Origin of the sequence: Pleomorphomonas sp. NRK KF1 (genome assembly GCF_023721755.1) — a bacterium.
GTDB lineage: Bacteria > Pseudomonadota > Alphaproteobacteria > Rhizobiales > Pleomorphomonadaceae > Pleomorphomonas.
Map to the genome: position 1 here is coordinate 452442 of NZ_JAMDLH010000002.1, position 21713 is coordinate 474154.

20 protein-coding genes are annotated in these 21713 nt (G+C 64.8%); 10 read left to right on the forward strand and 10 right to left on the reverse strand.

Annotation, left to right across the window (positions count from 1 at the left end; translation table 11 throughout):
• Nucleotides 1-205: 205 nt before the first annotated feature.
• Nucleotides 206-991: a 30S ribosomal protein S2 gene (rpsB, locus tag M4J39_RS07430; RefSeq protein ID WP_251727182.1), complete on the reverse strand. Its 786-nt coding sequence runs from the start codon at nucleotides 989-991 to the stop codon at nucleotides 206-208.
• A 281-nt stretch (nucleotides 992-1272) separates the two neighbouring features.
• On the opposite strand from rpsB, the gene M4J39_RS07435 reads away from it, so the two are divergent.
• The 3 genes from M4J39_RS07435 to M4J39_RS07445 are packed head-to-tail and all read left to right on the forward strand — an operon-like array spanning nucleotide 1273 to nucleotide 4472.
• Nucleotides 1273-1776: a MarR family winged helix-turn-helix transcriptional regulator gene (locus tag M4J39_RS07435; RefSeq protein ID WP_251727183.1), complete on the forward strand. Its 504-nt coding sequence runs from the start codon at nucleotides 1273-1275 to the stop codon at nucleotides 1774-1776.
• A gap of 6 nt (nucleotides 1777-1782) precedes the next feature.
• The gene (locus tag M4J39_RS07440; RefSeq protein ID WP_251727184.1) at nucleotides 1783-2940 is read left to right on the forward strand and encodes an HlyD family secretion protein; all 1158 of its coding nucleotides are present in this window, start codon (nucleotides 1783-1785) and stop codon (nucleotides 2938-2940) included.
• Nucleotides 2937-4472, forward strand: coding sequence for a DHA2 family efflux MFS transporter permease subunit (locus tag M4J39_RS07445; protein WP_251727185.1), 1536 nt, complete (start codon nucleotides 2937-2939; stop codon nucleotides 4470-4472). The genes M4J39_RS07440 and M4J39_RS07445 overlap by 4 nt, the downstream gene beginning before the upstream one ends.
• A 9-nt stretch (nucleotides 4473-4481) precedes the next feature.
• On the opposite strand, the gene M4J39_RS07450 is transcribed toward M4J39_RS07445, so the two are convergent.
• The 3 genes from M4J39_RS07450 to M4J39_RS07460 form a co-directional block, all read right to left on the reverse strand.
• The gene (locus M4J39_RS07450) at nucleotides 4482-5084 is read right to left on the reverse strand and encodes a hypothetical protein (RefSeq protein ID WP_251727186.1); all 603 of its coding nucleotides are present in this window, start codon (nucleotides 5082-5084) and stop codon (nucleotides 4482-4484) included.
• A 152-nt stretch (nucleotides 5085-5236) separates the two neighbouring features.
• On the reverse strand, nucleotides 5237-7669 hold the full coding sequence (locus M4J39_RS07455; protein WP_251727187.1) for an OmpA family protein: 2433 nt from the start codon (nucleotides 7667-7669) through the stop codon (nucleotides 5237-5239).
• A gap of 213 nt (nucleotides 7670-7882) precedes the next feature.
• A complete protein-coding gene (locus tag M4J39_RS07460) occupies nucleotides 7883-8935 on the reverse strand; it encodes a porin (protein WP_251727188.1) in 1053 nt (350 codons plus the stop codon).
• A gap of 666 nt (nucleotides 8936-9601) precedes the next feature.
• Between M4J39_RS07460 and M4J39_RS07465 the strand changes: the two genes are divergently transcribed.
• From M4J39_RS07465 to M4J39_RS07490, 6 genes are all read left to right on the forward strand, one after another.
• A complete protein-coding gene (locus M4J39_RS07465) occupies nucleotides 9602-10768 on the forward strand; it encodes a benzoate/H(+) symporter BenE family transporter (RefSeq protein ID WP_251727189.1) in 1167 nt (388 codons plus the stop codon).
• 20 nt (nucleotides 10769-10788) lie between these two features.
• Nucleotides 10789-11361, forward strand: coding sequence for a histidine phosphatase family protein (locus M4J39_RS07470; protein ID WP_251727190.1), 573 nt, complete (start codon nucleotides 10789-10791; stop codon nucleotides 11359-11361).
• Nucleotides 11362-11471: 110 nt separating this feature from the next.
• On the forward strand, nucleotides 11472-12170 hold the full coding sequence (locus tag M4J39_RS07475) for a TerB family tellurite resistance protein (RefSeq protein ID WP_251727191.1): 699 nt from the start codon (nucleotides 11472-11474) through the stop codon (nucleotides 12168-12170).
• A gap of 85 nt (nucleotides 12171-12255) precedes the next feature.
• Nucleotides 12256-12897 (forward strand): GNAT family N-acetyltransferase, encoded by a 642-nt coding sequence (locus tag M4J39_RS07480; RefSeq protein WP_251727192.1) that lies wholly within the window; start codon nucleotides 12256-12258, stop codon nucleotides 12895-12897.
• Nucleotides 12898-13074: 177 nt separating this feature from the next.
• The gene (locus tag M4J39_RS07485) at nucleotides 13075-14517 is read left to right on the forward strand and encodes an AMP nucleosidase (protein WP_251727579.1); all 1443 of its coding nucleotides are present in this window, start codon (nucleotides 13075-13077) and stop codon (nucleotides 14515-14517) included.
• A 42-nt stretch (nucleotides 14518-14559) separates the two neighbouring features.
• Nucleotides 14560-15237 (forward strand): HAD family phosphatase, encoded by a 678-nt coding sequence (locus tag M4J39_RS07490; RefSeq protein WP_251727193.1) that lies wholly within the window; start codon nucleotides 14560-14562, stop codon nucleotides 15235-15237.
• 40 nt (nucleotides 15238-15277) lie between these two features.
• Here the strand turns inward: M4J39_RS07490 and M4J39_RS07495 are convergent, their stop codons facing one another.
• Nucleotides 15278-15538, reverse strand: a complete 261-nt coding sequence (locus M4J39_RS07495) for an EscU/YscU/HrcU family type III secretion system export apparatus switch protein (RefSeq protein WP_251727194.1) — start codon at nucleotides 15536-15538, stop codon at nucleotides 15278-15280.
• Nucleotides 15535-16245 (reverse strand): hypothetical protein, encoded by a 711-nt coding sequence (locus M4J39_RS07500; RefSeq protein ID WP_251727195.1) that lies wholly within the window; start codon nucleotides 16243-16245, stop codon nucleotides 15535-15537. The genes M4J39_RS07495 and M4J39_RS07500 overlap by 4 nt, the downstream gene beginning before the upstream one ends.
• Nucleotides 16246-17086: 841 nt before the next feature.
• Between M4J39_RS07500 and M4J39_RS07505 the strand changes: the two genes are divergently transcribed.
• Nucleotides 17087-17269 carry a hypothetical protein gene (locus M4J39_RS07505; RefSeq protein WP_251727196.1) on the forward strand — a complete coding sequence of 61 codons (183 nt, stop codon included), beginning with the start codon at nucleotides 17087-17089 and terminating at the stop codon, nucleotides 17267-17269.
• A 784-nt stretch (nucleotides 17270-18053) separates the two neighbouring features.
• Here the strand turns inward: M4J39_RS07505 and gcvPB are convergent.
• From gcvPB to gcvH, 4 genes are all read right to left on the reverse strand, one after another.
• Nucleotides 18054-19601 carry an aminomethyl-transferring glycine dehydrogenase subunit GcvPB gene (gene gcvPB, locus M4J39_RS07510; RefSeq protein ID WP_251727580.1) on the reverse strand — a complete coding sequence of 516 codons (1548 nt, stop codon included), beginning with the start codon at nucleotides 19599-19601 and terminating at the stop codon, nucleotides 18054-18056.
• A gap of 2 nt (nucleotides 19602-19603) precedes the next feature.
• Nucleotides 19604-19762 (reverse strand): hypothetical protein, encoded by a 159-nt coding sequence (locus M4J39_RS07515; RefSeq protein ID WP_251727197.1) that lies wholly within the window; start codon nucleotides 19760-19762, stop codon nucleotides 19604-19606.
• Nucleotides 19759-21105: an aminomethyl-transferring glycine dehydrogenase subunit GcvPA gene (gene gcvPA / locus M4J39_RS07520; protein ID WP_251727198.1), complete on the reverse strand. Its 1347-nt coding sequence runs from the start codon at nucleotides 21103-21105 to the stop codon at nucleotides 19759-19761. The genes M4J39_RS07515 and gcvPA overlap by 4 nt, the downstream gene beginning before the upstream one ends.
• A 225-nt stretch (nucleotides 21106-21330) precedes the next feature.
• Nucleotides 21331-21702 carry a glycine cleavage system protein GcvH gene (gene gcvH / locus M4J39_RS07525; RefSeq protein ID WP_251727199.1) on the reverse strand — a complete coding sequence of 124 codons (372 nt, stop codon included), beginning with the start codon at nucleotides 21700-21702 and terminating at the stop codon, nucleotides 21331-21333.
• Between the last annotated feature and the right edge of the window lie 11 nt (nucleotides 21703-21713).

Consider the following 21713-nt stretch of genomic DNA (forward strand, 5'->3'; position numbering starts at 1 on the left):
GAAACCTCAAAACGCCCGCAGCCGGATTGGTAACGGCCCGTCCTGACGGGCCGATGAACGGATGCCGAACACCCTCTCGGGCAGCTCGACGCCGGCAGGCATCTCCGGTTCAAGCGCCCACCGGCCGGTGGGCTTCCTAACAGCTCGGGCGGACCCTCGGAGGACCCGCCCGAAAAGCGTTGCCAAGATCACGCCGAAGCGTGGATCAGGCGTTGGCCTCGGCGGCGGCCGCGTCGTCGGCGAGCGCCGGCTCTTCCATCGGCTGCTCAGCGGCTCCGATGTCTTCACCCATGGCGCCCATGGCGCGCGACAGGCCGTCGATGGCTGCGCGCGAGATCAGGTCGCAATAGAGCGAAATGGCGCGGCCGGCGTCGTCGTTGCCCGGAACCGGGAAGGTGATGCCATCCGGGTCGCTGTTGGAGTCGAGGATGGCGGCAACCGGAATGCCGAGGCGACGGGCTTCGTCGATGGCATTCTTTTCCTTGTTGGTGTCGATGACGACGATCAGGTCGGGCGTGCCGCCCATGTCCTTGATACCGCCCAGAGCACGCTCAAGCTTGTCGCGCTCGCGGGTCATCACCAGACGTTCCTTCTTGGTGAGGCGGGCGGACAGCTCGGAGTTGAGCGTCTCGTCGAGCTTGCGCAGGCGCTGGATCGAGCCGGAGATGGTCTTCCAGTTGGTCAGCATGCCACCCAGCCAGCGGCTGTTGACGTAGTACTGAGCCGAACGATGAGCCGCCTCGGCGATCTCTTCCTGGGCCTGACGCTTGGTGCCGACCAGCAGAACACGACCACCGCGGGCGACGGTGTCGGACACGGCCTTGAGGGCCTGGTGCATCAGGGGAACGGTCTGCGCGAGGTCGAGAATGTGGACGTTGGCGCGCGAGCCGAAGATGTAGGACTTCATCTTCGGGTTCCAGCGGTGCGTCTGGTGGCCGAAGTGAACGCCAGCCTCGAGAAGCTGGCGCATGGTGAACTCGGGAAGAGCCATGGATGTAGTACCTTTTTCCGGTTTGGCCTCCGCGGGAGGAATCAGCCAGGGCAACCTGCCCGAACCGACCGGAGGGAACGCCAAGGCGCACCCGCGGCTCCCGCGTGTGGAATGGCGCGGGATATAGGGGAAACGGCCGCTGATGGCAAGTGCCAACGGTTACCGGTTACCGCCGAAATAGCCATTGAGTGCTCGCCCCGCCCCCTTGCGCTCACCACTATTTTACCTAGCTCACCATGTTAGCTATTATCATAAGCATGCTTATTATCTATAGGTTATGCATGAGCAACTGGACACCCACCATCGGCAGCTTGGTCCATGAGATCGACCGCCTCGTAAAGAAGCGATTCGACCGGTTTGCCGAGACGACCGGCATGTCGCGCGCCCAGTGGCAGGTCCTTGCCCGCGTTGCCAAGCGGCAAGGCGTGAACCAGGCAACTCTGGCCGATCTCGTTGGCGTCGAGCCGATCAGCATTTGCCGCATGGTCGACCGTCTTGAGGCGATGAACCTCGTGGAACGACGACCAGACCCGGGCGACCGCCGTGCCCGTCTGATTCATATAACCGAGAACGCCCGCCCGGGACTCGAACGCATGCGGGCGACGGCCCAAGCTCTGTTCAAGGAAGCCCTTATGGGCATTACCCCCGAGGAAGAGGAAGTTCTCACCAACTTGCTCGGCCGTGTCCACGCCAATCTTGTCGCCATGACCGGCGAGGATTTGCCCTCCCCCATTCCGGCCAACACCGCCAATTCCCTCCGGCCCCAGCCGGACCAGAAAGACTGACGAGAAATGTCCGATACCCAAGACTCAACGCCTGCCTCGACCACCCCCGCAAAGCAGGCACAGGCCGCCCCTTCCCGAAAGTCACGCCGGAGCGGGCTCCGCTACCTGCTGATTGCGGCGTTTCCCCTGGCGCTTGTCGCGGCCGGCGGCTGGTATTGGGTGATCGGTGGCCGGTGGGCCTCGACCGACAACGCTTATGTGCAGCAGAACAAGGTGTTGGTCGCTCCCGAAGTGGAAGGACGCATTGCCGAAGTACTGGTCGGGCAAAACCAGACGGTGAAACCCGGCGACGTTTTGTTCCGGATCGACGACGCCGCGTATCGAATCGCCCTTGAGAAGGCCGACGGGGCCGTAGCGCTCGCCCGCCTGCAGGTGAAAGAGCTTCGTACCCGCCTGAAGGATGCCGAACTGAAGGCCGAAACGGCGCGCAATACCCTCGCCTTCCAGGAGGTGCAGTTCAGCCGCCAGGAGAAGCTCCGGCAGACCGGCAACGCAACCGAAGCGCAATATGACAGCGCCCGCCACGAGCTCGACCTTGCCAGGCAAGCCGTGGCGGAGGCAGAGCAAGGCGTGACCGATACGCTGGTCGCACTCGGCGGGGATGCCGACATAGCGACCGACAAACACCCATCGGTGCTCGGTGCCCTCGCGGCGCAGGACAGCGCCCGGCTCGACCTGAAACGTTCCGTCGTGCGTGCGCCGACCACCGGCACCGTCAGCCAGGTGGGCAATCTGCAAGTCGGCCAATACATCGGCAGCGGCAGCCCGGTCATGGCGATCATCGATACCACCAGCACCTGGGTGGAGGCCAACTTCAAGGAGACCGATCTCGGCCACATGCGCCCCGGACAACCGGCCGAGTTGACGTTCGACGCCTATCCCGACGTCACGATCAGGGGACACATCGACAGCTTCGGCGGCGGCACCGGTGCCATCTTCTCGCTGCTGCCGGCGCAGAACGCCACCGGCAACTGGGTGAAGGTCGTGCAGCGCGTACCCGTTCGGATCGCACTCGACGAGCCAACATCGTTGCCGTTGAAGGCCGGCCTCAGCGTCGGGGTCTATGTCGACACCGGCTTCGTCCGGCCGCTGCCCGCCTTCCTGCGGACCGCGCTCGACACGCTGGGATTCGCACCGGAAGCACAGAAGCTCGCCGCCAGATGACAGCCCCCGCCGACCTGACGAAGGTGCCGCACCGCGGCCTGCTGTCGCTCGCCACCATGCTGGCGGTGATCATGCAGGTGCTCGACACGACGATCGCCAACGTCGCCCTTCCCTCGATGCAAGGCAGCCTCGGGGCGGCTCAGGATACGATCAACTGGGTGCTGACCTCCTACATCGTCGCGTCGGCAATCGTAATGCCGCTGACGGGCTGGATCGCAGACGCCATCGGCCGCAATCGCCTGTTCCTCATCTCGGTGGCAGGCTTCACATTGGCTTCCTGCCTCTGCGGCATGGCCGGCAGCCTGACCGAGATGGTGCTGTTCCGCGTGCTTCAGGGCGTGTTCGGCGCATCGCTCGCACCACTGTCACAGGCCGTGCTGCTCGACATCAATCCGCGCGAACGACACGGACAGGCCATGGCCCTTTGGGGCGCCGGCATCATGGTGGCGCCGGTTCTCGGACCGACACTGGGAGGATGGCTGACCGACAGCTTCGATTGGCGCTGGGTCTTCTACATCAACGTTCCGGTCGGCCTCCTCGCCTTCCTCGGCATCGCCTTCACCATGCCAGCTTCGCCACGCCACAGCCGCTCGTTCGACTTCGTCGGCTTTGCCTTCCTTGGCCTGTTCGTCGGCGCGCTTCAACTGATGCTCGACCGCGGAGAGCAGCTCGACTGGTTTTCCTCGCCGGAAATCGTCATCGAAGCCGCGCTCGCCGCCGCCGCGCTCTGGTGCTTCGTCGTTCATTCGGCAACAGCCGAGCACCCCTTCATTCACCCGCAAATCTTCCGTGATCGCAACTATGTGGCCGCCAGCATCTTCAGCTTTGCCATCTCTGTGGTGCTGCTCGCCACCACCGCGCTGCTGCCGCCTCTCCTGCAACGCATCATGGGGTTTCCCACGGTAACCACTGGGCTCGTGCTGGCGCCGCGCGGCATCGGCACCATGGTGGCCATGCTGTTGGTCGGCCGTCTGCTGCGCTTCATCGATCCGAGACTCATCATCGTCGTCGGTCTCGGATTTACGGTCTGTGGTCTCTGGGGAATGACCGGCTTTACGGCCGACATGGACTCATGGCCGGTTATTTACACCGGTGTCTCCATGGGGTTCGGGCTGGGTCTCGTTTTTGTGCCGATGTCGACTGTGGGATTTGCCACACTGCCGACCGAACTCCGAACCGAAAGCGCCGCGTTGTTCAGCCTGGTGCGCAACATCGGCTCGTCGATCGGTATTTCCATGGTTTCGGTCGTCTTGACCCGCAATATCCAGGTCAACCACGCCGAACTCGCCGAACGGGTGACAGCGTTCTCGCCAAGCGTCGACGCGGCCGCACGCGCCGTCGGCATGAATGCCGATTCCAGCCCGTTCGCAGCGGTGCTCGATCAGATCACCACACTCCAAGCCACGATGCTCGCCTACATCGATGACTTCAAGCTGATGATGTATGTGTCGATCGCGGCGCTGCCGCTCGTGCTCCTGCTGCGCCGACCAAAGTCCCAGCCGCAGGGACCTATCATGCCCGATGCCGAGTGATGGGGAGCATCAGGCACCGGCTTCGGTCCGGTCGCCGGCCGCCAGTGCCGTGGCCTGGGCGACCCAGTCCTCGCGCTCGATCCGCCCGGGGAAAGCCAGGTAGGCACCGACCCAGCGCACTTCCACCGGTTTCCAGGCGGCAATCTGATCGAAATGATAGATGCCGAGCGCGTTGAGGCGCGTCGCGTTCTGCGGACCGATTCCCTTGATGCGCCGGAGATCGTCGGCACCGCCCGCGCGTGGTCCCGGCAGTGCCGGCGGCCGCTCGCCGACGCGATCGGCGGCGGCAATGCGATCGAGCCCGGCCGAGACCTCGGCCGCAGGGCCGGTCAATACGTCCGGAGCGATCGGCTCCACGGGCTCTGCCGACACGATCTCGGCTGGAACGGCCGGTTCAGCCTGCGGCCTTGTTGGAGTGGGAGTTGGGGGCGCTTCGGTCTCGACAGCGGCCGCATCCGCCTCGGCCGCTTCGGCGGCGGCCATAACCTCGGTCAATCGCTCGCTTCCGACCGTGCGACGGCCAAACCATTGCTTGACGAGGATGCCGACCAGCACACCGGCACCAACTGCGATCGCCGTCAGGAAGAAGGCTTCGATGATCAGGATGGCCATGATGAACTCCGGTGGGAGAAAGGCGGCCGAATGGCAGAGGTCATGCTTCGATGCGGTCTGAACCAAACCAACCGATGACAAGGCCGGCAGCGAATGCGATGAGGAGATAGGGCCAGAGCATGATTGCAAGGTAGAGCATCATCGTCTCCCGATCAGGGCGCCGCCAAGGTGATGGAAAGCCCGTCGACACCTCCGGCCACTCCGCTGGTCGCGAGCCGGCTGGGATCTACCCCAATCTCGGCGAAGGCGCCTGCGACACTCCGCGCGCGCGCCTCACCGAGCGATTGGGCCTGTTCGGCATCGAGCCCCGACACGGTGGCAATCAACGCGAAGCGCGCGGTCGGGCATCGGAGCGCCAGCCCACCGAGCCGATCGACCACTCCCCAACTGTTGGCGGCAATGGCGGCCGAACCCTCGTCAAACCGTATGGGATTGCGGTCGAGTACCTTCCCGATTGCCTCGCCGCAGGCGGCCGCCTCAAGTGGCGGTTCGGCCGGCAGTGCCGTAACGGCGACCTCAAGCGCGTATCCGGACGGCACCGCAGCCGAAAGCTCGGAGGGAAGGCGCGCGGAACCGGCAGCCGTGAAGGCGCTGCCCGTAACCCTGATCGCGGAACCTTCAACGCTGACGTTGCCCTTGGCAAGAAGCGACGCGGCGCGGATCGCGAACAATGCCGCCTCGCGAGCGTTCACCGGTACCGTTTCGGACAGGACGGAAGAATCGAGGATGTCGGCTCGACCAAAGGCCCTGTCGGCAGCGGTCCGGACTGCCTGGCGCATGGCCTCGTCGGCAAGATCGCCGTCGAGAGTCACCGTGTCGAAACCGCGTTCGACAAAGAACCGAAAGGCGACAGGAGCCGACACGTCGACGCTGCCCTTGACAACACCGGCCGGCAGGTCATCGAACTCCTCGGCAACAGACGCCTTGCCGTCGCCTGTTGATGCCTTGCCGGTCACCGACAGCGCATTGGCAACAAAGCGCACCTCTCCGGTGTCGAGCTGTTCCAGAATGGCGGCTGCCTTGCGCGCCACCGAAACGAGATCGATGGCTGGATCAAGTCCGGCGCCAAGGCCGGACCTGTCGATGAGGCCAAGGTCTTTGGACGTGCCGTCGACAACGGCGCGTATGGCGGAACGCATCGCCTCCGACGGGGCGGAGCCGCCAATTGTGAGCTGCTCGGCATCCTTGGTCAGCGACCAGACATAGGGCGCGACCACCGGTGGCGTGACGCCGTTGCTGACATCATAGCCTTGGGGAGGATTGGCAATTGCAGCCTCCAGTTCGACAAGGTCACCGGATGTCGAAGCGGCGCCGGAAAGCGTCAGATGCGTGCCCGACAGCAGCGCCGTTCCCTCGTCGAGCTTGGCAAGAAGGCCGACCGCGAACTCGGCGGCGGCATCGAAATCGTCCGGAGCGCCATCGGCCAGCGTCGTTTCGACCACCGGCTCGCTCTCCCCGGCAATGGCTTTCGCCGCGGCCGCCAAACTGCCTCGTACGCCGTCCGTCGGCACGAAGCCGGAGACCGTCACACGGCCGCGACTTTTCGAAACCGTCAGCGTAAACGGTTCGACGATCGGTAGCGCGATGGACTTCTGGAGAAGGAAACCGGGCGGATTCCAGGTCTCCAGATAGGCATTGAGCGTACGATAGGCCTCGGGGCTGGCGGCACGTCCGGATATGGTCAGCATCCTGTCGCTGAGCGAGATATGTGCCGACGCCAGGAGATCGATATAGTCCGTCGCCGCCTCGGCGACATCGGCGAATCCAGCCGGTGCTCCCGACGCATAGTCGAGGTTGTCGAACACGTTGCGCGGACCGACCGCCTGTCGCACCACATCGAGCAGGCTGGTGCGCGTCGCCGGGTCAGGAACGACACCCGACACCGTGACGCCACTGTCGTCTCGATCGACGGACCAGACGAAGGGCGAGGCCAACGGCCGCGCCACGTTCACCGTTTCCAGGTTGTAACCTTCCGGCAACGTCGGCGCAAAAGAGGTCAGGCGATCATAGGCCGCGTTGCTGACGGCCTCGCCGTCGACGGTCACCGTCCGGTCGGCCAGGGTCACCTGTCCTCGCGACAGCAAGGCCGGCAAACCATAAAGCATTCTGAGAACGTCGAAATAGCGATCATCGGCCTTGCCACGCGCCAACAGACTGTGATCGACCACGGCGAGCCCCGGAGCCGCCGCCGCCATGCCGCCCAGGATGCGCGCCCTGTCCGGCAGCGAAGGCACGGCGCCGGATAGCGACACCGTGTCGCCACTTCGCTCGAACCTGGTGACGTAGGGATGGACTTCGGGCAGCAGCCCGGCCGCCGAGGCGTCAACCGCGCGAATGCCATAGAGGCGGCTCAACCGCTCGACCGCCAACTGACGATACTCTTCGGACGGTGCGTCACCTCGAAGGAACACATCGCGACCGCGAACATCGACCGACGCCCAGCTGGTCGCTTCGCCGGCCAACACCTGCCCGGCACGTGTTCCGAGATCGACGGCAATGTCAGCCGTGCGGCTGATGAGCGCAGCCGCGGTCACGGCAACCGCCGCCGTCACGCCAAGTATCGCCGAGATCTGCCAGCGAACCATCTCCCGCCTCCGCACACCCGGACATCATCCACCTGATTGCTAGGCTGAGAATACGAAACGGCATTTGCGAAAAGCAATTACCCAGGGAGCACACTCGTCAAACAAATGATGGGCAAGGCAAAAATGTCGTCACCTGCGAGCTTTGTCACGGGCGCCAAAAAGAAAAGGCCCGGACGAACCGGGCCTTTCCCTCAAACCCCAGAGGGATCTATATTACCAGTTGCGGGTCAGCTTGAGCATGGCCGCCCAGGTATCGTCCGTCACAGAAGGAGCCGTGCCGTCGGTGAAGACGTTGTCGCTGGTATAGTTCACTTCGGCGGTCAGGATGAGGTCCGGGGTGAACGCGTAATCAGCACCGACCTGAGCGATGACCTGATCCTCGGCCTTATCCCAGAACTTCGAACCGATACCGGCGTAAACAGCCAGAGCGTCCGTCGCCTGGTACTTCAGAGCGCCAGCGGCGCCGAAGTAGTTGTCGGCGTCGTAATCGACATAGGTGCCGACGAGACGAGCGCTCAGCTTGTCGACCAGCTTGAGGTCGGCAGTGGCCTTGAGGCCCCACATGTCGTTGTTGCCGAGGTCATGGGCCTCGTAAATGGCCGACAAGTCAACAGCACCCCAAGACTGGCCGGTGATACCGACGCGACCGGTGTACATGATGTCGGCGCTGCGGCCGGTCGTCCAGATGGTCGGCTGCCACTTGCTGCTGTTGTCCAGACCCTGGAAACCAGCACCGACGTAGAAGCCACCGCCGAGGTTGTCGACCATGATCTGGGCGCCAACGCCACTCTTGTCGAACTCGCCATAGATGGCGCCGGTGTCGCCGTAGAACACATCGCCGTAGGCGTTGCCGAACTTACCAACGGTCAGGTAACCAACCTGAATGAAGGCATCGTCAGCCGTGATCGTGCCAGCAGCGCTGTCGAGCTGCAGGACGAAGAACGAGCGAACGGTGCCGAGATCCGAAGCCGTACGAGCGTCGAACTTGACCTGAGCGTCAGCCTTAAAGTTCACCTTATCGCCAACAACCAAGGAGTTCGACGCAGAGTCGATATCCGTGTTGTTGGTGTAAACGACACGAGCGCGGACGCGGCCGGAGATGTCCAGGCAGGTCTCGGTGCCGGGGATGTAGAAGAAGCCGGCGCCGTAGGCGTCGCAAACCTTCACGTAGTCAACAGCAACCGGAGCGGCTTCGCCCGGCAGGTCGGCGGCGTAAGCACCGGTGGCGACCATCAGGCCGGCGGCGGTGCCGAGCAGCGTCTTCATGTTCATTTCCTGACCTCCAAAGTCATCTAGAGAAGGAACCCTTCCCTGCCTGACAACAAACGGCCTGACCGTTATCATCGATGGCTTGGAACCGGTTCCGGTTCTTTGCCGCCTTGCTCCGCCGCCTAACCACCCCAGGCAGATCGACTTCACTTGGCGGTGAGTTCCGTCTCCCGAAATCTCACGGTGATAGTGATGGCCGATCCTGAGCCGGTCTTCAACGGGAAAGACGCCGGCAATCCGCCCGGTGCGGCTAATCGAAAATCCATGTTGCAGTTTTGTCACGCACCCTCCCACCCCCCTCGGCAGGAGAATTAACGAGAGGTTAAGGCCCTGCTTCAAAAGGAAATTGTCGATTTCCAACCCATTAGCATCCGTGGCTTTTCCACAGACCTCAGGGAACATACTCATAACCAAACGGCTAGCGTTGGCGTCCTCTTTCAACAGGCCAAGCCGCAGGTGGCCAATCCAACGACGGCGAATCTCTCCGGGGAGAGTCGGAGCGCCCAGGTGGGAGGGGAGTACGTGCCGGCGTCGGATGCCCGTCAAGGAACTCGGCCGTCAAACGATCTCTCGGCGAACCGGTTCACTCTCGAGTGGGCTTGATGCTCCGCTGCCTTTCGGATTGGATGACGTCGCCTCTTCCTCTCTCACCGGAACTGACAGATGTCCTCCCGCCCCTCTCCGCAGGCCGTCGCCGCGGGCCTCATCGCCGCCTTCGTCGGATTCGGCGGCGCCTTCACTGTCGTCGTGCGCGGCCTTTCCGCGGCCGGCGCGTCTCCGGCCGAGGTGGCCTCGGGCCTGATGGCTGTCACTATAGTTATGGGGCTCTCGGGCATATTGCTCAGCCTTCGGTTCCGGATGCCGATTTCGGTGGCGTGGTCAACGCCGGGCGCGGCGCTGCTCGCCTCCTCAGGCGCGGTGGCCGGCGGATACTCCTATGCCGTCGGCGCCTTCCTTATAACGGGCGCGCTGTTGATGCTGTCAGGCGTCATCAAGCCGCTCGGCCGCGCGGTCGCCGCCATACCGACGCCGATCGCCTCGGCGATGCTGGCCGGCGTGCTCCTGACGCTCTGCCTCGCGCCGGTCAAGGCGGTGGCGATTTCACCACTTGCCGGCCTCGCGGTCGTGGTGACATGGCTCGGTGTCGGTCTCTGGCGAAAGGTGCTCGCCGTGCCGGCTGCGGTGATCGTCGCCGCGATCATCATCGCCATGACGACGCCGATCCCCCCGGCGGTCACCCAAGGGCTCGTGCCGGCACCGCTCCTCATCATGCCGCATTTCAGTTTTGCCGCGTTGATCGGTACGGCGCTTCCTCTTTACGTGGTGACCATGGCGGCGCAGAACATTCCCGGCATGGCCGTCCTGAACGCCAATGACTACCGCCCGGAGTTCGGCCCCATCCTCAGGAACACCGGCGCCTTCACCCTTCTCGCAGCACCGTTCGGTGGCCATGCGGTCAACCTCGCGGCGATCACCGCCGCCCTTTGCGCCGGCCCCGATGCCGATCCCGACAAGGACAACCGGTATTGGGCGGCCGTCGTCTGCGGCGTCGCCTACGTGATCGTCGGCCTGATCTCGGGTGCCGCGACGGCCTTCATCGCAGCCGCTCCGCCCGTTCTCATCGAGGCGGTGGCCGGCCTCGCGCTGCTCGGGGCGTTCGGCGCCTCCACCTCGACCGCCCTGTCGTCGCCCGATACGCGGGAAGCGGCCGTCGTCACCTTCCTCGTCACGGCGTCCGGCGTCGGCTTCTTCGGCATCCCTGGCGCCTTCTGGGGCCTGATCGCCGGCATCGCCGTCCATCTCATCAACCGCTTCAGGATGACCGCCTGACGATCCAACGGACTCACCACATGCTTTACCTCGTAAGACACGGACAAACGCTCTGGAACACCGAGGCGCGCTTCCAGGGGCAGTTCGATTCGCCGCTCACCAATCTCGGCCGCGATCAGGCAAGCCGTGTCGGCCGGGCTCTCGCCGCGGAAATCGGCGTGCGCTCTGAACCGATCCGCGCCTATGTCAGCCCACTCGGGCGCACCCGTGCGACGGCTGGATTGATCGGTCAGTCGCTGCCGATGCGCATCATCGAAGAGACACGGTTGATGGAGGTCCATTTCGGCGAGTGGGAAGGGTTGACTCGCGACGACATCCTGTCCCGTTTCGGCAAGGATCAATCCATCCGGCCGCTCGACTGGCAGTTCCAGGCACCGGGCGGCGAGACGCTCGATGTCGTGCTGGCCCGCGTCGCCGCATGGTATGAAGACGCGGAAACGCCGGCCGTCGTCATCACCCACGGGGTCATCAGCAGGCTGGTGCGCGGCCTCCATGCGGGGCTCTCGCACGAGGAGATGCTGACGCTCCCGGTGTCGCAGGACGGCTATTTCCGGCTTGATGGCGGACGCATCGAGTTCGTGCCGGCACCATGAGGAGCTTGACCAGGTCTCGTTGACCGAACCGGTCAAATCCTGGTGTGAATGGCGTGATCGGCTGCCTCCGGGCTCGCCAGGGTAGCGATTTTGCCTTATGGTCCATAATCATGACCTTCTGGCAGCAATTCTCCGCCGTCATCTCCCGCATTCCCGATGCGGTCACCTGCGTCTTTCAGTGCGTGGTCGACGTGCTGCGAGATACCTTGTCGCCGGAAGCGCGGCGCGAGGTCGCCTTTACCTCCGCCATGATTGCGCTTTCCGCCAAGATGGCCAAGGCCGACGGCGTCGTCACGGCCGACGAGATCGCCGTGGTGGAGCGCCTTTTTCAGGTGCCGCCGGAAGAAAAGCGCCACGTCGCCCGCCTCTTCAATCTCGCCAAGCAGGATACTGCCGGCTACGAGTATTATGCGGAGCGCATCCATGCGCTCTATGAGACGGACATGGAAACGCTCGAGGATATCCTCGACGGCCTGTTCGTCATCGCCACTGCCGATGGCAGCCTGCACGACGACGAGCTTGCCTTCCTGGAAACGGTGGCGACCATCTTCCGCGTCCCGCAGGCCGCTTTCCATCGGCTTTTCGCCCGTCATGTCGGTGAAGACGCCCGTTGCCCCTATGCGGTGCTCGGCCTTCCGCCGGGAGCCGACGACGCGGCGGTGAAGCAGGCGTGGCGGCGTCTCGTCGCCGAGCATCACCCGGACCGTCTGCAGGCGCGAGGCCTGCCGGCCGATTTCATTCGGGTGGCAACCGAGAGGATGGCCACCATCAACGCTGCCTACAGCGCGATCACCCGGCAGGCCGCCTGAGACCTGTCGCCGGCGCCGCGGTTCACCTGCGATTTGGCGTTCAGGTCTCTTCCGGCACTCTCCGGCTTCCGCTAAGACAGAAGCCATGACCGACGCAACCTTCCTCCCCGACGGCTATCATGCCCTCGCACCCGGCAAACTCGCAAACGTCGTCACCTTCGTGGAGATGACAGAGGCGCCCGACCGTCCTCGTCAGCCTGCACCAGCCGGCTACACGCTCGAGCCCATCGAACGGTGGGACACGGACGCCTTTCTCGACCTCTACAGGGAAATCGGTTGGGAATGGCTGTGGAGCTCGCGCCTGTTGATGCCGCGCGAGAAGCTCGAAGCCAAGCTCGCCGCGCCACACATGCGCTCCTGGTGCCCGGTGAAGGACGGCCGGCGGATGGGAATCGTCGAGATGGACCTCTCCAAGCCGGGCGAGACCGAGATCTCCTTCTTCGGTCTTGTGCCCGATGCGGTCGGCGGCGGCATCGGCGGCTGGATGATGCGGGAGGCCATCGCCCTTGCCTTCGGGAGACCGGGCGTGAAACGCCTCTGGCTGCATACCTGCCATTTCGACAGCCCGCAGGCCCTACCCTTCTACATGCACATGGGCTTCGTGCCCTATGCCCGCGCGGTGGAAGTGCACGATGACGTCCGCCTCCTTGGAGAACTCGGAGAAAGCGCCGGCTCGCATATCCCGATGATCCGGAATGGTCGCGCGCCGGATCTCGAGCAGGCTTGAGGCGCCGGCGGAGGTCCGGCGAACAAACGGGACTGGCTTCGCCGTCATCTTGTGGTATTGACCTTGCGGTACCAGCCCGAGGGTGAGCAACCCACAGGGCACGTACCGCAAGAGACCGACATGATCGCATCCGAGCGCCCGGCTCCCGTTTTCGTTGACAGCCCTCCCCGCCTGCCCATGACGAGTTTCCGCGACGCGGAAGCTGCCGTCGACCGTCTGGTCGAGATCTACGCCCGCAACACCGCCTTTCTTCGCTCGTCCTTCGAGGCGGTCGTGCAGGGGGCCGTTCCCGAAGGTCGCATCCGCGCCTATTACCCGCTGATCCGGGTGTCCACGGACACGCACGGCCGCGCCGACTCGCGCCTGTCCTACGGTCAGTTCAGCGGCCCCGGCGTCTACGAGACCACCGTCTCCCGGCCCGAACTGTTCCGCACCTATCTGGTCGATCAGTTGTCGGTAATCATCCGCAACTACGACACGCCGGTGGAGATCGGCGAAAGCTCGCTGCCGATCCCCCTGCACTTCGCCTTTTACGAAGGGGCCTATGTCGAAGGCGCCCTGATGGACACCTTGCCTCGCCCCTTGCGCGACATGTTCGACGTGCCCGACCTCGCCGTCACCGACGATGCCATCGTCAATGGCACGCTCGACCCGAAGATGGGCGATCCTCTGCCACTGGCGCCGTTCACCGCCCCGCGAGTCGACTATTCGCTGCACCGCCTCCAGCACTACACGGCGACCTCGCCGCGGTACTTCCAGAACTTCGTTCTGTTCACCAACTACCAGTTCTACGTCGACGAGTTCGCCGCCCGCGCTCGTGAGATGATGGCATCCGGCCAGAGCGACTACACGGCCTTCATCGAACCCGGAAACCAGATCACGCCGCTCGGCGAGGCGGCGCCGGTCGAGGGTGAAGAGCTCCAACGCCTGCCACAGATGCCGGCCTATCACCTCGTTCGCGACGACCATTCCGGGATCACCCTGGTCAACATCGGCGTCGGTCCCTCGAACGCCAAGACGATCACTGACCACGTCGCCGTTCTTCGCCCGCATGCCTGGGTGATGCTCGGCCACTGTGCCGGCCTCAGAAGCAGCCAGGCGCTTGGTGACTACGTTCTGGCCCACGGCTATGTGCGCGACGATCACGTACTCGACGCCGACCTGCCGCTGTGGATTCCCATTCCGCCGCTGGCGGAAATCCAGGTGGCGCTGGAAGGTTCGGTGGCAGAGGTCACAGGCCTCAAGGATCTCGAGCTCAAGCGCATCATGCGCACCGGCACCGTTGCCACCATCGACAACCGCAACTGGGAACTGCGCGACCAGCGCGAGCCGGTGCAGCGGTTCTCTCAATCCCGCGCCATCGGCCTCGACATGGAATCGGCGACGATCGCCGCCAACGGCTTCCGTTTCCGCGTGCCTTACGGAACGCTGCTCTGCGTCTCCGACAAGCCGCTGCACGGCGAACTCAAACTGCCGGGAATGGCCAGCGCCTTCTACCGGCGCCAAGTCAGCCAGCACCTGACCATCGGCATGCGCGCCATGGAAAAGCTGCGCGAAATGGCACCGGAACGGCTGCATTCGCGCAAGCTTCGCTCCTTCATGGAAACGGCCTTCCAGTAGGCGCGCCGCTTCCACCCTGACCCATCGAAACCGGATTGTCTCATGCTCACCATTTTCGACTGTGACGGCGTACTCATCGATTCCGAGATCATTTCCTCGACGGTTACCGCGGAAGTGCTCAACGAGGAGGGCTTCGCCATCACCGCCGACGAAGTGACGTCCCGGTTTGCGGGCCTCGCCAGCGGCGAAATGGAGGCCATTCTCTCCGAGGAGACCGGGCTACCGGTCAGCGGTCGCATCAAGGATCGCATCCAGGCGGAGTTCGACCGTCGTATCGTGCACGTGAAGGCGGTGCCCGGCATCGCCGAACTGCTGGATGCGCTCGACGGCCCGCGCTGCGTCGGCTCCAATGCCCACTCGGCCTATCTCAAGAAGGCGCTGACCAGCGCCGGACTCTACGATCGCTTCAAACCCTACGTGTTCTCGGCCGGCGAGGTCGGAACCTGCCAGGGCAAGCCCGACCCCAACGTCTTCCTCCACGCAGCCCGCGAGTTCGGCGTCGATCCAGCCGAGGCGATCGTCGTCGAGGACTCATTTGCCGGCGTCACCGCCGCCGTTCGGGCCGGCATGCGGGCGATCGGTTTCACCGGTGGCGCCCATTCGTGGCCGGGACACGCCGAAGCGCTGATGGAAGCCGGTGCGGAAACGGTGGTCCGTCGTCACGCGGACATTCTTGCGGTGGTCGAGGCCTTCCGGAGCTGGGACGGCCGGGGCGTGTGACAATCCGCCGTGTTCGGCAAGCGATGATGCCCGACGGCGGTCACGCCTTTTTCGCTGCCCGCAACACGGCGGCGATCACCGACGCCACCGCCTTGTAGAGGTCGACGGGAATCGTCTCGTCGAGCTTCAGCGTCGACAGCGCATCGGCAAGCGCCGGATTCTCCTCGATAGGCACGCCGGCGTCCCGCGCCTTGTCGATGATCGCCTCGGCTACGGCTCCCTTGCCCGTCGCAACCACTTTCGGCGCGTCCGGCGCGGCGTATTGCAGGGCGACCGCCTTGCGAATGTCCTTGTCGCTCATAGCTGAAGATCCAGGCGATGGCTGGCTGCGACCGTCATGTCCTCGCGCCCCTCGGGCGGGTGGCCGCGGTGCAAATCGAGGCCGGCCACCACCATGCCCTCCTGTTCGAGACCAAGCACGATGTTCTCCCGCTCCGCTTCCATGCGGACGAAGCCGTCGTCGCTTTCGCACCAGACGCCGACCGCCACCCTGCGCCCGTCCATCAGGCCGATACGCACAGCAACCGGCCCCAGGGGCACGATGTCGAAGGCGATATCGACCTGGAACACCTTGCGCGGCTTTGCCCCTGGCTCAGGTGGGGGGTGATCGTCGCGCTCGATACGAAGCTGGGCGATCGAGGTCCCGTTCGGCCCGGCGATGGGGATCTCGAACATCAGGGCCTGCGTCGGCTGCGCGCCTTTGGCATCCCGGCTCTCGGATGTCGCCGCCTGATGCAGGAAGACACGCGACAACGAACGCTCCGCTTCGCCGAGCGCGCGACCGGCTAGCGCCTCCGTCGTTCCCGCCTCGGCCTGATCGCCGTCGACAACCCGCATAGCCGGCTGGCCACGCACCGGTCCACCCTTGCGGGGCGGCGGCGGTCGGTTGATGCTTGTGACACCGTCGTCGCCAGCCATGCTCGCCATCACGTCGGCATTGCGGCCAAGCCATGCCACCAGTTCGCGCCGCAGTATCCCCAACGCTCCCTTGAGATCGACACCCACCATTGTCGGAGCTGCTGCTGCGTTCGGCGATGCTATGGACGCGGAGGAAGCAAACCGTCTCTCGGAATTCACAACAGGTTCCGCGGCGAGCGCGGATACCGGGCGGATCGCTTGCGGAGGTTGCTGTGACGAGCCGATGCTTCCAGGCCCGGTCGAGATGCCGGCTTCCGAGCCTGACGGAGACGACGCGGCCGCCGCCGTTTGGCCGGCGCTCAGTTGAGCTGGCGTACCGGGCGCGGTGGGGGGAGCGGCAGTCGGCCCAGCCGTTACACGCGGCAACGCCGCAGGCGCAGCGTTCGGCAGACTATCCACCGTGGATGGGACAAAGAGAGCCTTATCGCCGACCTGGCGGCGAGGAGTGGCCTCTGCGCCTTGAGGCAGAGCGGAAGGGGGAGACACTGGGTGATCTGCGGCTGGTGTCAACCCAGCCGATACCACCGTGGCAGCCGCTGCGGGCAGTGGGTTCAATGGACGCCCCGGTGTCCATGGCGCAAAGGCGCGCGTCGACGTCGCAGCGGTGCTGGGGGCGCTCTGCGATGCCACTGACGGAGACGATGGCCCGCTCGTGTCGGGCTCGGGCACCGGCGCCTGGGTCGGTGACGACTGGACGATGGTGCCTGATGTCGGTTGCGTAGCGGCAGGTTGGCCGGATGTTGCTCCAGCGGGTGCAGTCAGGGTGGGTGAGATCGATGATGGCGGAGTGCTTGTTCCACCGGTGGACTGAGGTGCCGGAACACCTCCATCAGCGTCGACCGAGGATATCTGCGGTGTTGGCAGTGGTGGCGAACCATCGCGAGCAATCGGAGCGGCTGGCACCGATGGAGCCCCAGGGGGTGGCGTTGGTGTGGCATTCACGACGCTCGTCGCAGCGGAACCCGCCGACGGCATTTCTACCCTTGTCGCCGCTTGGGGAGACGCCAAGGCGCTGCCCGGCGGCGCAGACGCACCGGTCGCAGAGGAAGCTGGACCGGCAGTTGGAGCACTGGTGCTGGAACCGGTCGACACCCCAGGAGAGACTCCGGCCTGACCGGACGCGCCAGCGGTTGAAGACGGCGACACGCCGACCGGAGACGCGGCCGCCGTGGTGACCGGCGAAGAGCCGCCTTGGGCCTGAGGCGCTCCCGTGTTCGGAGACGGCCCTCCCGCAGCCGCCGGCGGCGGGCCTGAGGTCGCAACCGGCCGCGCGACAGCGGAAGGGTTGGCGAGCGAAGAAACCGACATCGCGGGGCGCGGGACGGCCTGACGTTTTTCTTCCGGCAAACCGCCGAGTGCCTGGCGAACCGCAGGCGGCAGAACAGCCGCCATCCGACCGGCCGCCACCGCCTCGTGAAAAAGGCCCGACGATCGGATCGCCTCGGCGACCCGCTCTGCCGTCACGTTGCCGTCGCCAAGACGAAATGCCAGCACCTGGTTGATCGCCGCCTTCACCGCATCGGGCAGATCGGGAGCGTCGGCAAGTTCGGCTAGCGTGGCGTAGAGCGGCGCCAATCCACCCTGGCGGCCAAGAGCCTCTGCGACCGCTTTCTCGATCAGAGTGGTCTCGGGAACAATGGCAACGGTCGGCTCGGCCGCCGCCGCCTGAACGTCGAGCAGCGAGCCGGCTGGTATCTGTTGCGCAAGCGTCTTGCCCGGTTGACCGGAGTTCGCCTGAATTTCGTTGGTCACCGGCGGCAGCGAGCCGATCGCCATGGGCGTGCTCCCGGAGAAGGGGGTCTCCGGAAGGGTGCTTCGAAACGGCCCGTCTGGCAAGCGATCACATTGGATCGGCGTTACCGAGAGCAAAACGGCGGCCGATGCCGCCGCCCTGTCGCTTACCCTTGATGGACCAGTTTCGGCTGGCGGGCCGCAAGCGTCTCGTCGACGCGGCGTCGTGGCGCCAGGCGTGGTGCAGCCTTGAACGCGTCCACGTCGCCCGACCTCGCCTTGTCCGCGAGATGGCGCAATGTGTCGACGAACTGGTCGAGGCTGGCCTTGGATTCGGACTCCGTCGGCTCGATCAGCATGGCACCGTGAACGACCAGCGGGAAATACATGGTCATCGGATGGTAGCCCTCGTCGATCATCGCCTTGGCGAAATCGAGCGTGGTGACGCCGGTGCCTTCAAGGAAGCGGTCGTCGAACAGCACCTCGTGCATGGCAGGACGTTCGGGGAAGGCGACGGTCATCAAGTCCTGGAGGCGTGCCTTGACGTAGTTGGCGGCGAGAACAGCGTCTTCCGATGCCTGCCGGAGGCCATCGGCGCCGTGGCTCATCATGTAGGCGAGCGCGCGGACGAACATGCCCATCTGGCCATGGAAGGCGGTGATGCGGCCGAAGGGCTTCAGCCCCCGCTCGCCGGCCGCCTTGCGCGTCTCGACGAACTCGGCGGCGCCCTCCCCGTCAAAACGAACGAAGGGAACCGGCGCATAGGGCGCCAGACGGTCGGACAGCACCACCGGACCGGCACCCGGACCGCCGCCACCATGCGGCGTCGAGAAGGTCTTGTGCAGGTTGATGTGCATGGCATCGACGCCAAGATCGCCGGGTCGGACCTTGCCGACAATGGCGTTGAAGTTGGCGCCATCGGCATAGAAGTAGGCGCCCGCCGCGTGCACGGCCTCGGCGATCTCGACGATGTCGCGCTCGAAGAGACCGCAGGTGTTGGGGTTGGTCAGCATGATCGCCGCGACCTCCGGGCCGAGACGCTTTCTGACCTCCTCCGGATCGACCGTGCCATCGGCACGCGCCGGAACGGACACCACGCGGAACCCGAGCTGGGCGGCGGTGGCCGGGTTGGTGCCGTGCGCCGACTCCGGCACGAGCACCACGTCGCGCGTCTCGCCACGATCGACGATTGCCGCCTTGATCGCCGCCATTCCGCACATCTCGCCGTGCGCGCCGGCCTTCGGGCTCATGGCAACCGATGCCATGCCCGTCAGTTCCAGGAGCCAGCGGCCGAGTTCGGCCACCAGTTCGACGGCGCCGGACACCGTCGACAACGGTTGCAGCGGATGAACGTCGCCAAAGCCCGGCAGCCGCGCCATCGCCTCGTTGAGACGCGGGTTGTGCTTCATGGTGCAGGAGCCGAGCGGATAGAGGCCGAGATCGATGGCATAGTTCTGCCGGCTGAGGCGAACGTAGTGACGCATCGTCTCCGGCTCGGTCAGGCCGGGGAGATCGATAGGCGCCGTGCGGGCAAGTCCGCCAAGACGCGGCTCGAACGCATCGACATCCTCAATGTCGACGCCGGTAACATCAAGACGACCGACCTCGAACAGCAGGGGTTCCTCGATGGCGAGCCCCTGATTGCCGGTGAATGTGGATGCGGCAACGACGGCATCTGTGGCGACGGGCGCGGTCGGGCGGCCCACGTTATTCATGATCATCGATCACCTCCGAAGGTGAACAGCGTCGAAAGCAGGAAGCTGCGATAGCGGCTCGGCGTCCTCACCGGGCTGTCGCTGAAAAAGCGGCGCTGGGAAGCGGAGGACTTTTCTTGTCCCCAGGATTCGGCGCCATCCGACGAGCGGTTGTCGGTCATGCCAGCGCCTCCCGCAGGGCGCTCGCGAAGGCAGCCCTGTCCTCGTCGGTGTTGACCTCGGTGGCGGCCACCACCAGCACGTTCGAAAGTTCGGGCCGGTTCGGCTCGAGCCGGCTGGCCGGGACGCCCGCCAGAACACCCTTCTCGGCCAGCGTCTCGATGACGGCAGCGGCGCCTTTCGGCAAGCGGAGGGTGAACTCGTTGAAGAAGGCCCGGTTGAGCAACTCGACGCCGGAGATACCGGCCAGCTCATCGGCTAGCCGAACCGCATTGGCGTGATTGGCCCGAGCGAGCTTCGTCAGCCCCGCGCCGCCCAGCAGCGTCAGGTGGATCGAGAACGCCAGGGCGCAAAGGCCGGCGTTGGTGCAGATGTTGGAGGTGGCCTTCTCGCGGCGGATATGCTGCTCGCGGGTTGAGAGCGTCAGCACGAAGGAACGCTTGCCGTCGGCATCGACCGTTTCGCCGCAGAGGCGGCCGGGCATCTGGCGGACGTATTTCTGGCGCGTGGCGAAGAGGCCGACATAAGGACCGCCGAAGCTCAGCGGGTTCCCGAGAGACTGTCCCTCGCCCACCACAATGTCGGCACCCTGACTGCCTGGAGGCTCGATCGCCCCAAGGGAGACGACTTCGGTGAAGACGGCGATCAGCAGGGCGCCCATGGCGTGCGCCTTCTCGGCGATCGGCTTCAGGTCGTAGAGATGGCCGTAGAAGGACGGCGACTGCACCACGACGCAGGAGGTCGTGTCATCGATGGCCGCGAGGATATCCTCGGTGCCCAAGAGATCCGGTGGCAGGCTCTCTACCACGTGTCCGGGAAAGCGCGTCACGGTCTCGACCACGCCACGATAATGGGGATGGACGCCCCCCGACAGCACCGCCCGGTCGCGCTTCGTGATCCTGTGGGCCATCAGAACGGCTTCGGCCAGGGCGGTCGAGCCGTCGTACATCGAGGCATTGGCCACATCCATGCCGGTGAGGCGAGCGACCTGCGTCTGGAACTCGAACAGAACCTGCAGGGTGCCCTGGGCGATTTCCGGCTGATAGGGGGTGTAGCTGGTGAGAAATTCGGAACGCTGGATCAGGTGATCGACGGTGGCCGGGACGTGATGCCGATAGGCACCGGCGCCAACGAAGAAGGGCACCGAGCCAGCCGCCGTGTTCTTCGCCGCCATGGTGCCAAGCCGGCGGGCGACTGCTTGTTCGCCGGCATGCGGCGGCAGCTTCGGTAGCGCCGCGAGACGCTTTGCCTTGGGAAGATCGGCGAAAAGATCATCGACAGAGGCAACGCCAATGGCGGCCAGCATGTTGCTCCGATCGACATCGGACAGTGGAAGATAGCGCATGGGATAGGCTCCAGGGAGGCCTTGGAAGATGGAACGGCCTTTCTTGGCAGGTCGGGTCCACCCCTCTCTCCAACTCTCCCCCACAAGGGGGGAGAGGGTGCCGCTAGGATCCGGCCAGAACTTCACGGTCGAATAGTTCGTGCCATTCAGCTCAACGAACCCTCTCCCCCTTGTGGGGGAGAGTTGGAGAGAGGGGTAGAAGCACTCCAAAACTCGTTGAGGCCTTTACAGCCCCTCGACGAAGGCCTTGTAGGCGGCCTCGTCCATCAGGACTTCCAGTTCGGCGGGATCGGACATTTCGATCCGGCAGAACCAACCGGCGCCTTCTGGATCCTCGTTGACGGTGATCGGACTGTTGGCCAGCGGATCGTTGGCTGCGACAACCGTGCCGGTAACCGGCGAATAGACCTCGCTGGCCGCCTTGACGCTTTCAACGACGGCGGTTTCCTCGCCCTTCTTCACCTTGCGGCCGACGGTTGGCACTTCGACGAACACGACGTCGCCGAGCTGGGCCTGGGCATAGTCGGTAATGCCGAGGGTCGCGACCTTGCCCTCGACGGCGATCCACTCGTGCTCTTCGGTGTAGTACTTGGTCATGGTTTTGTTCC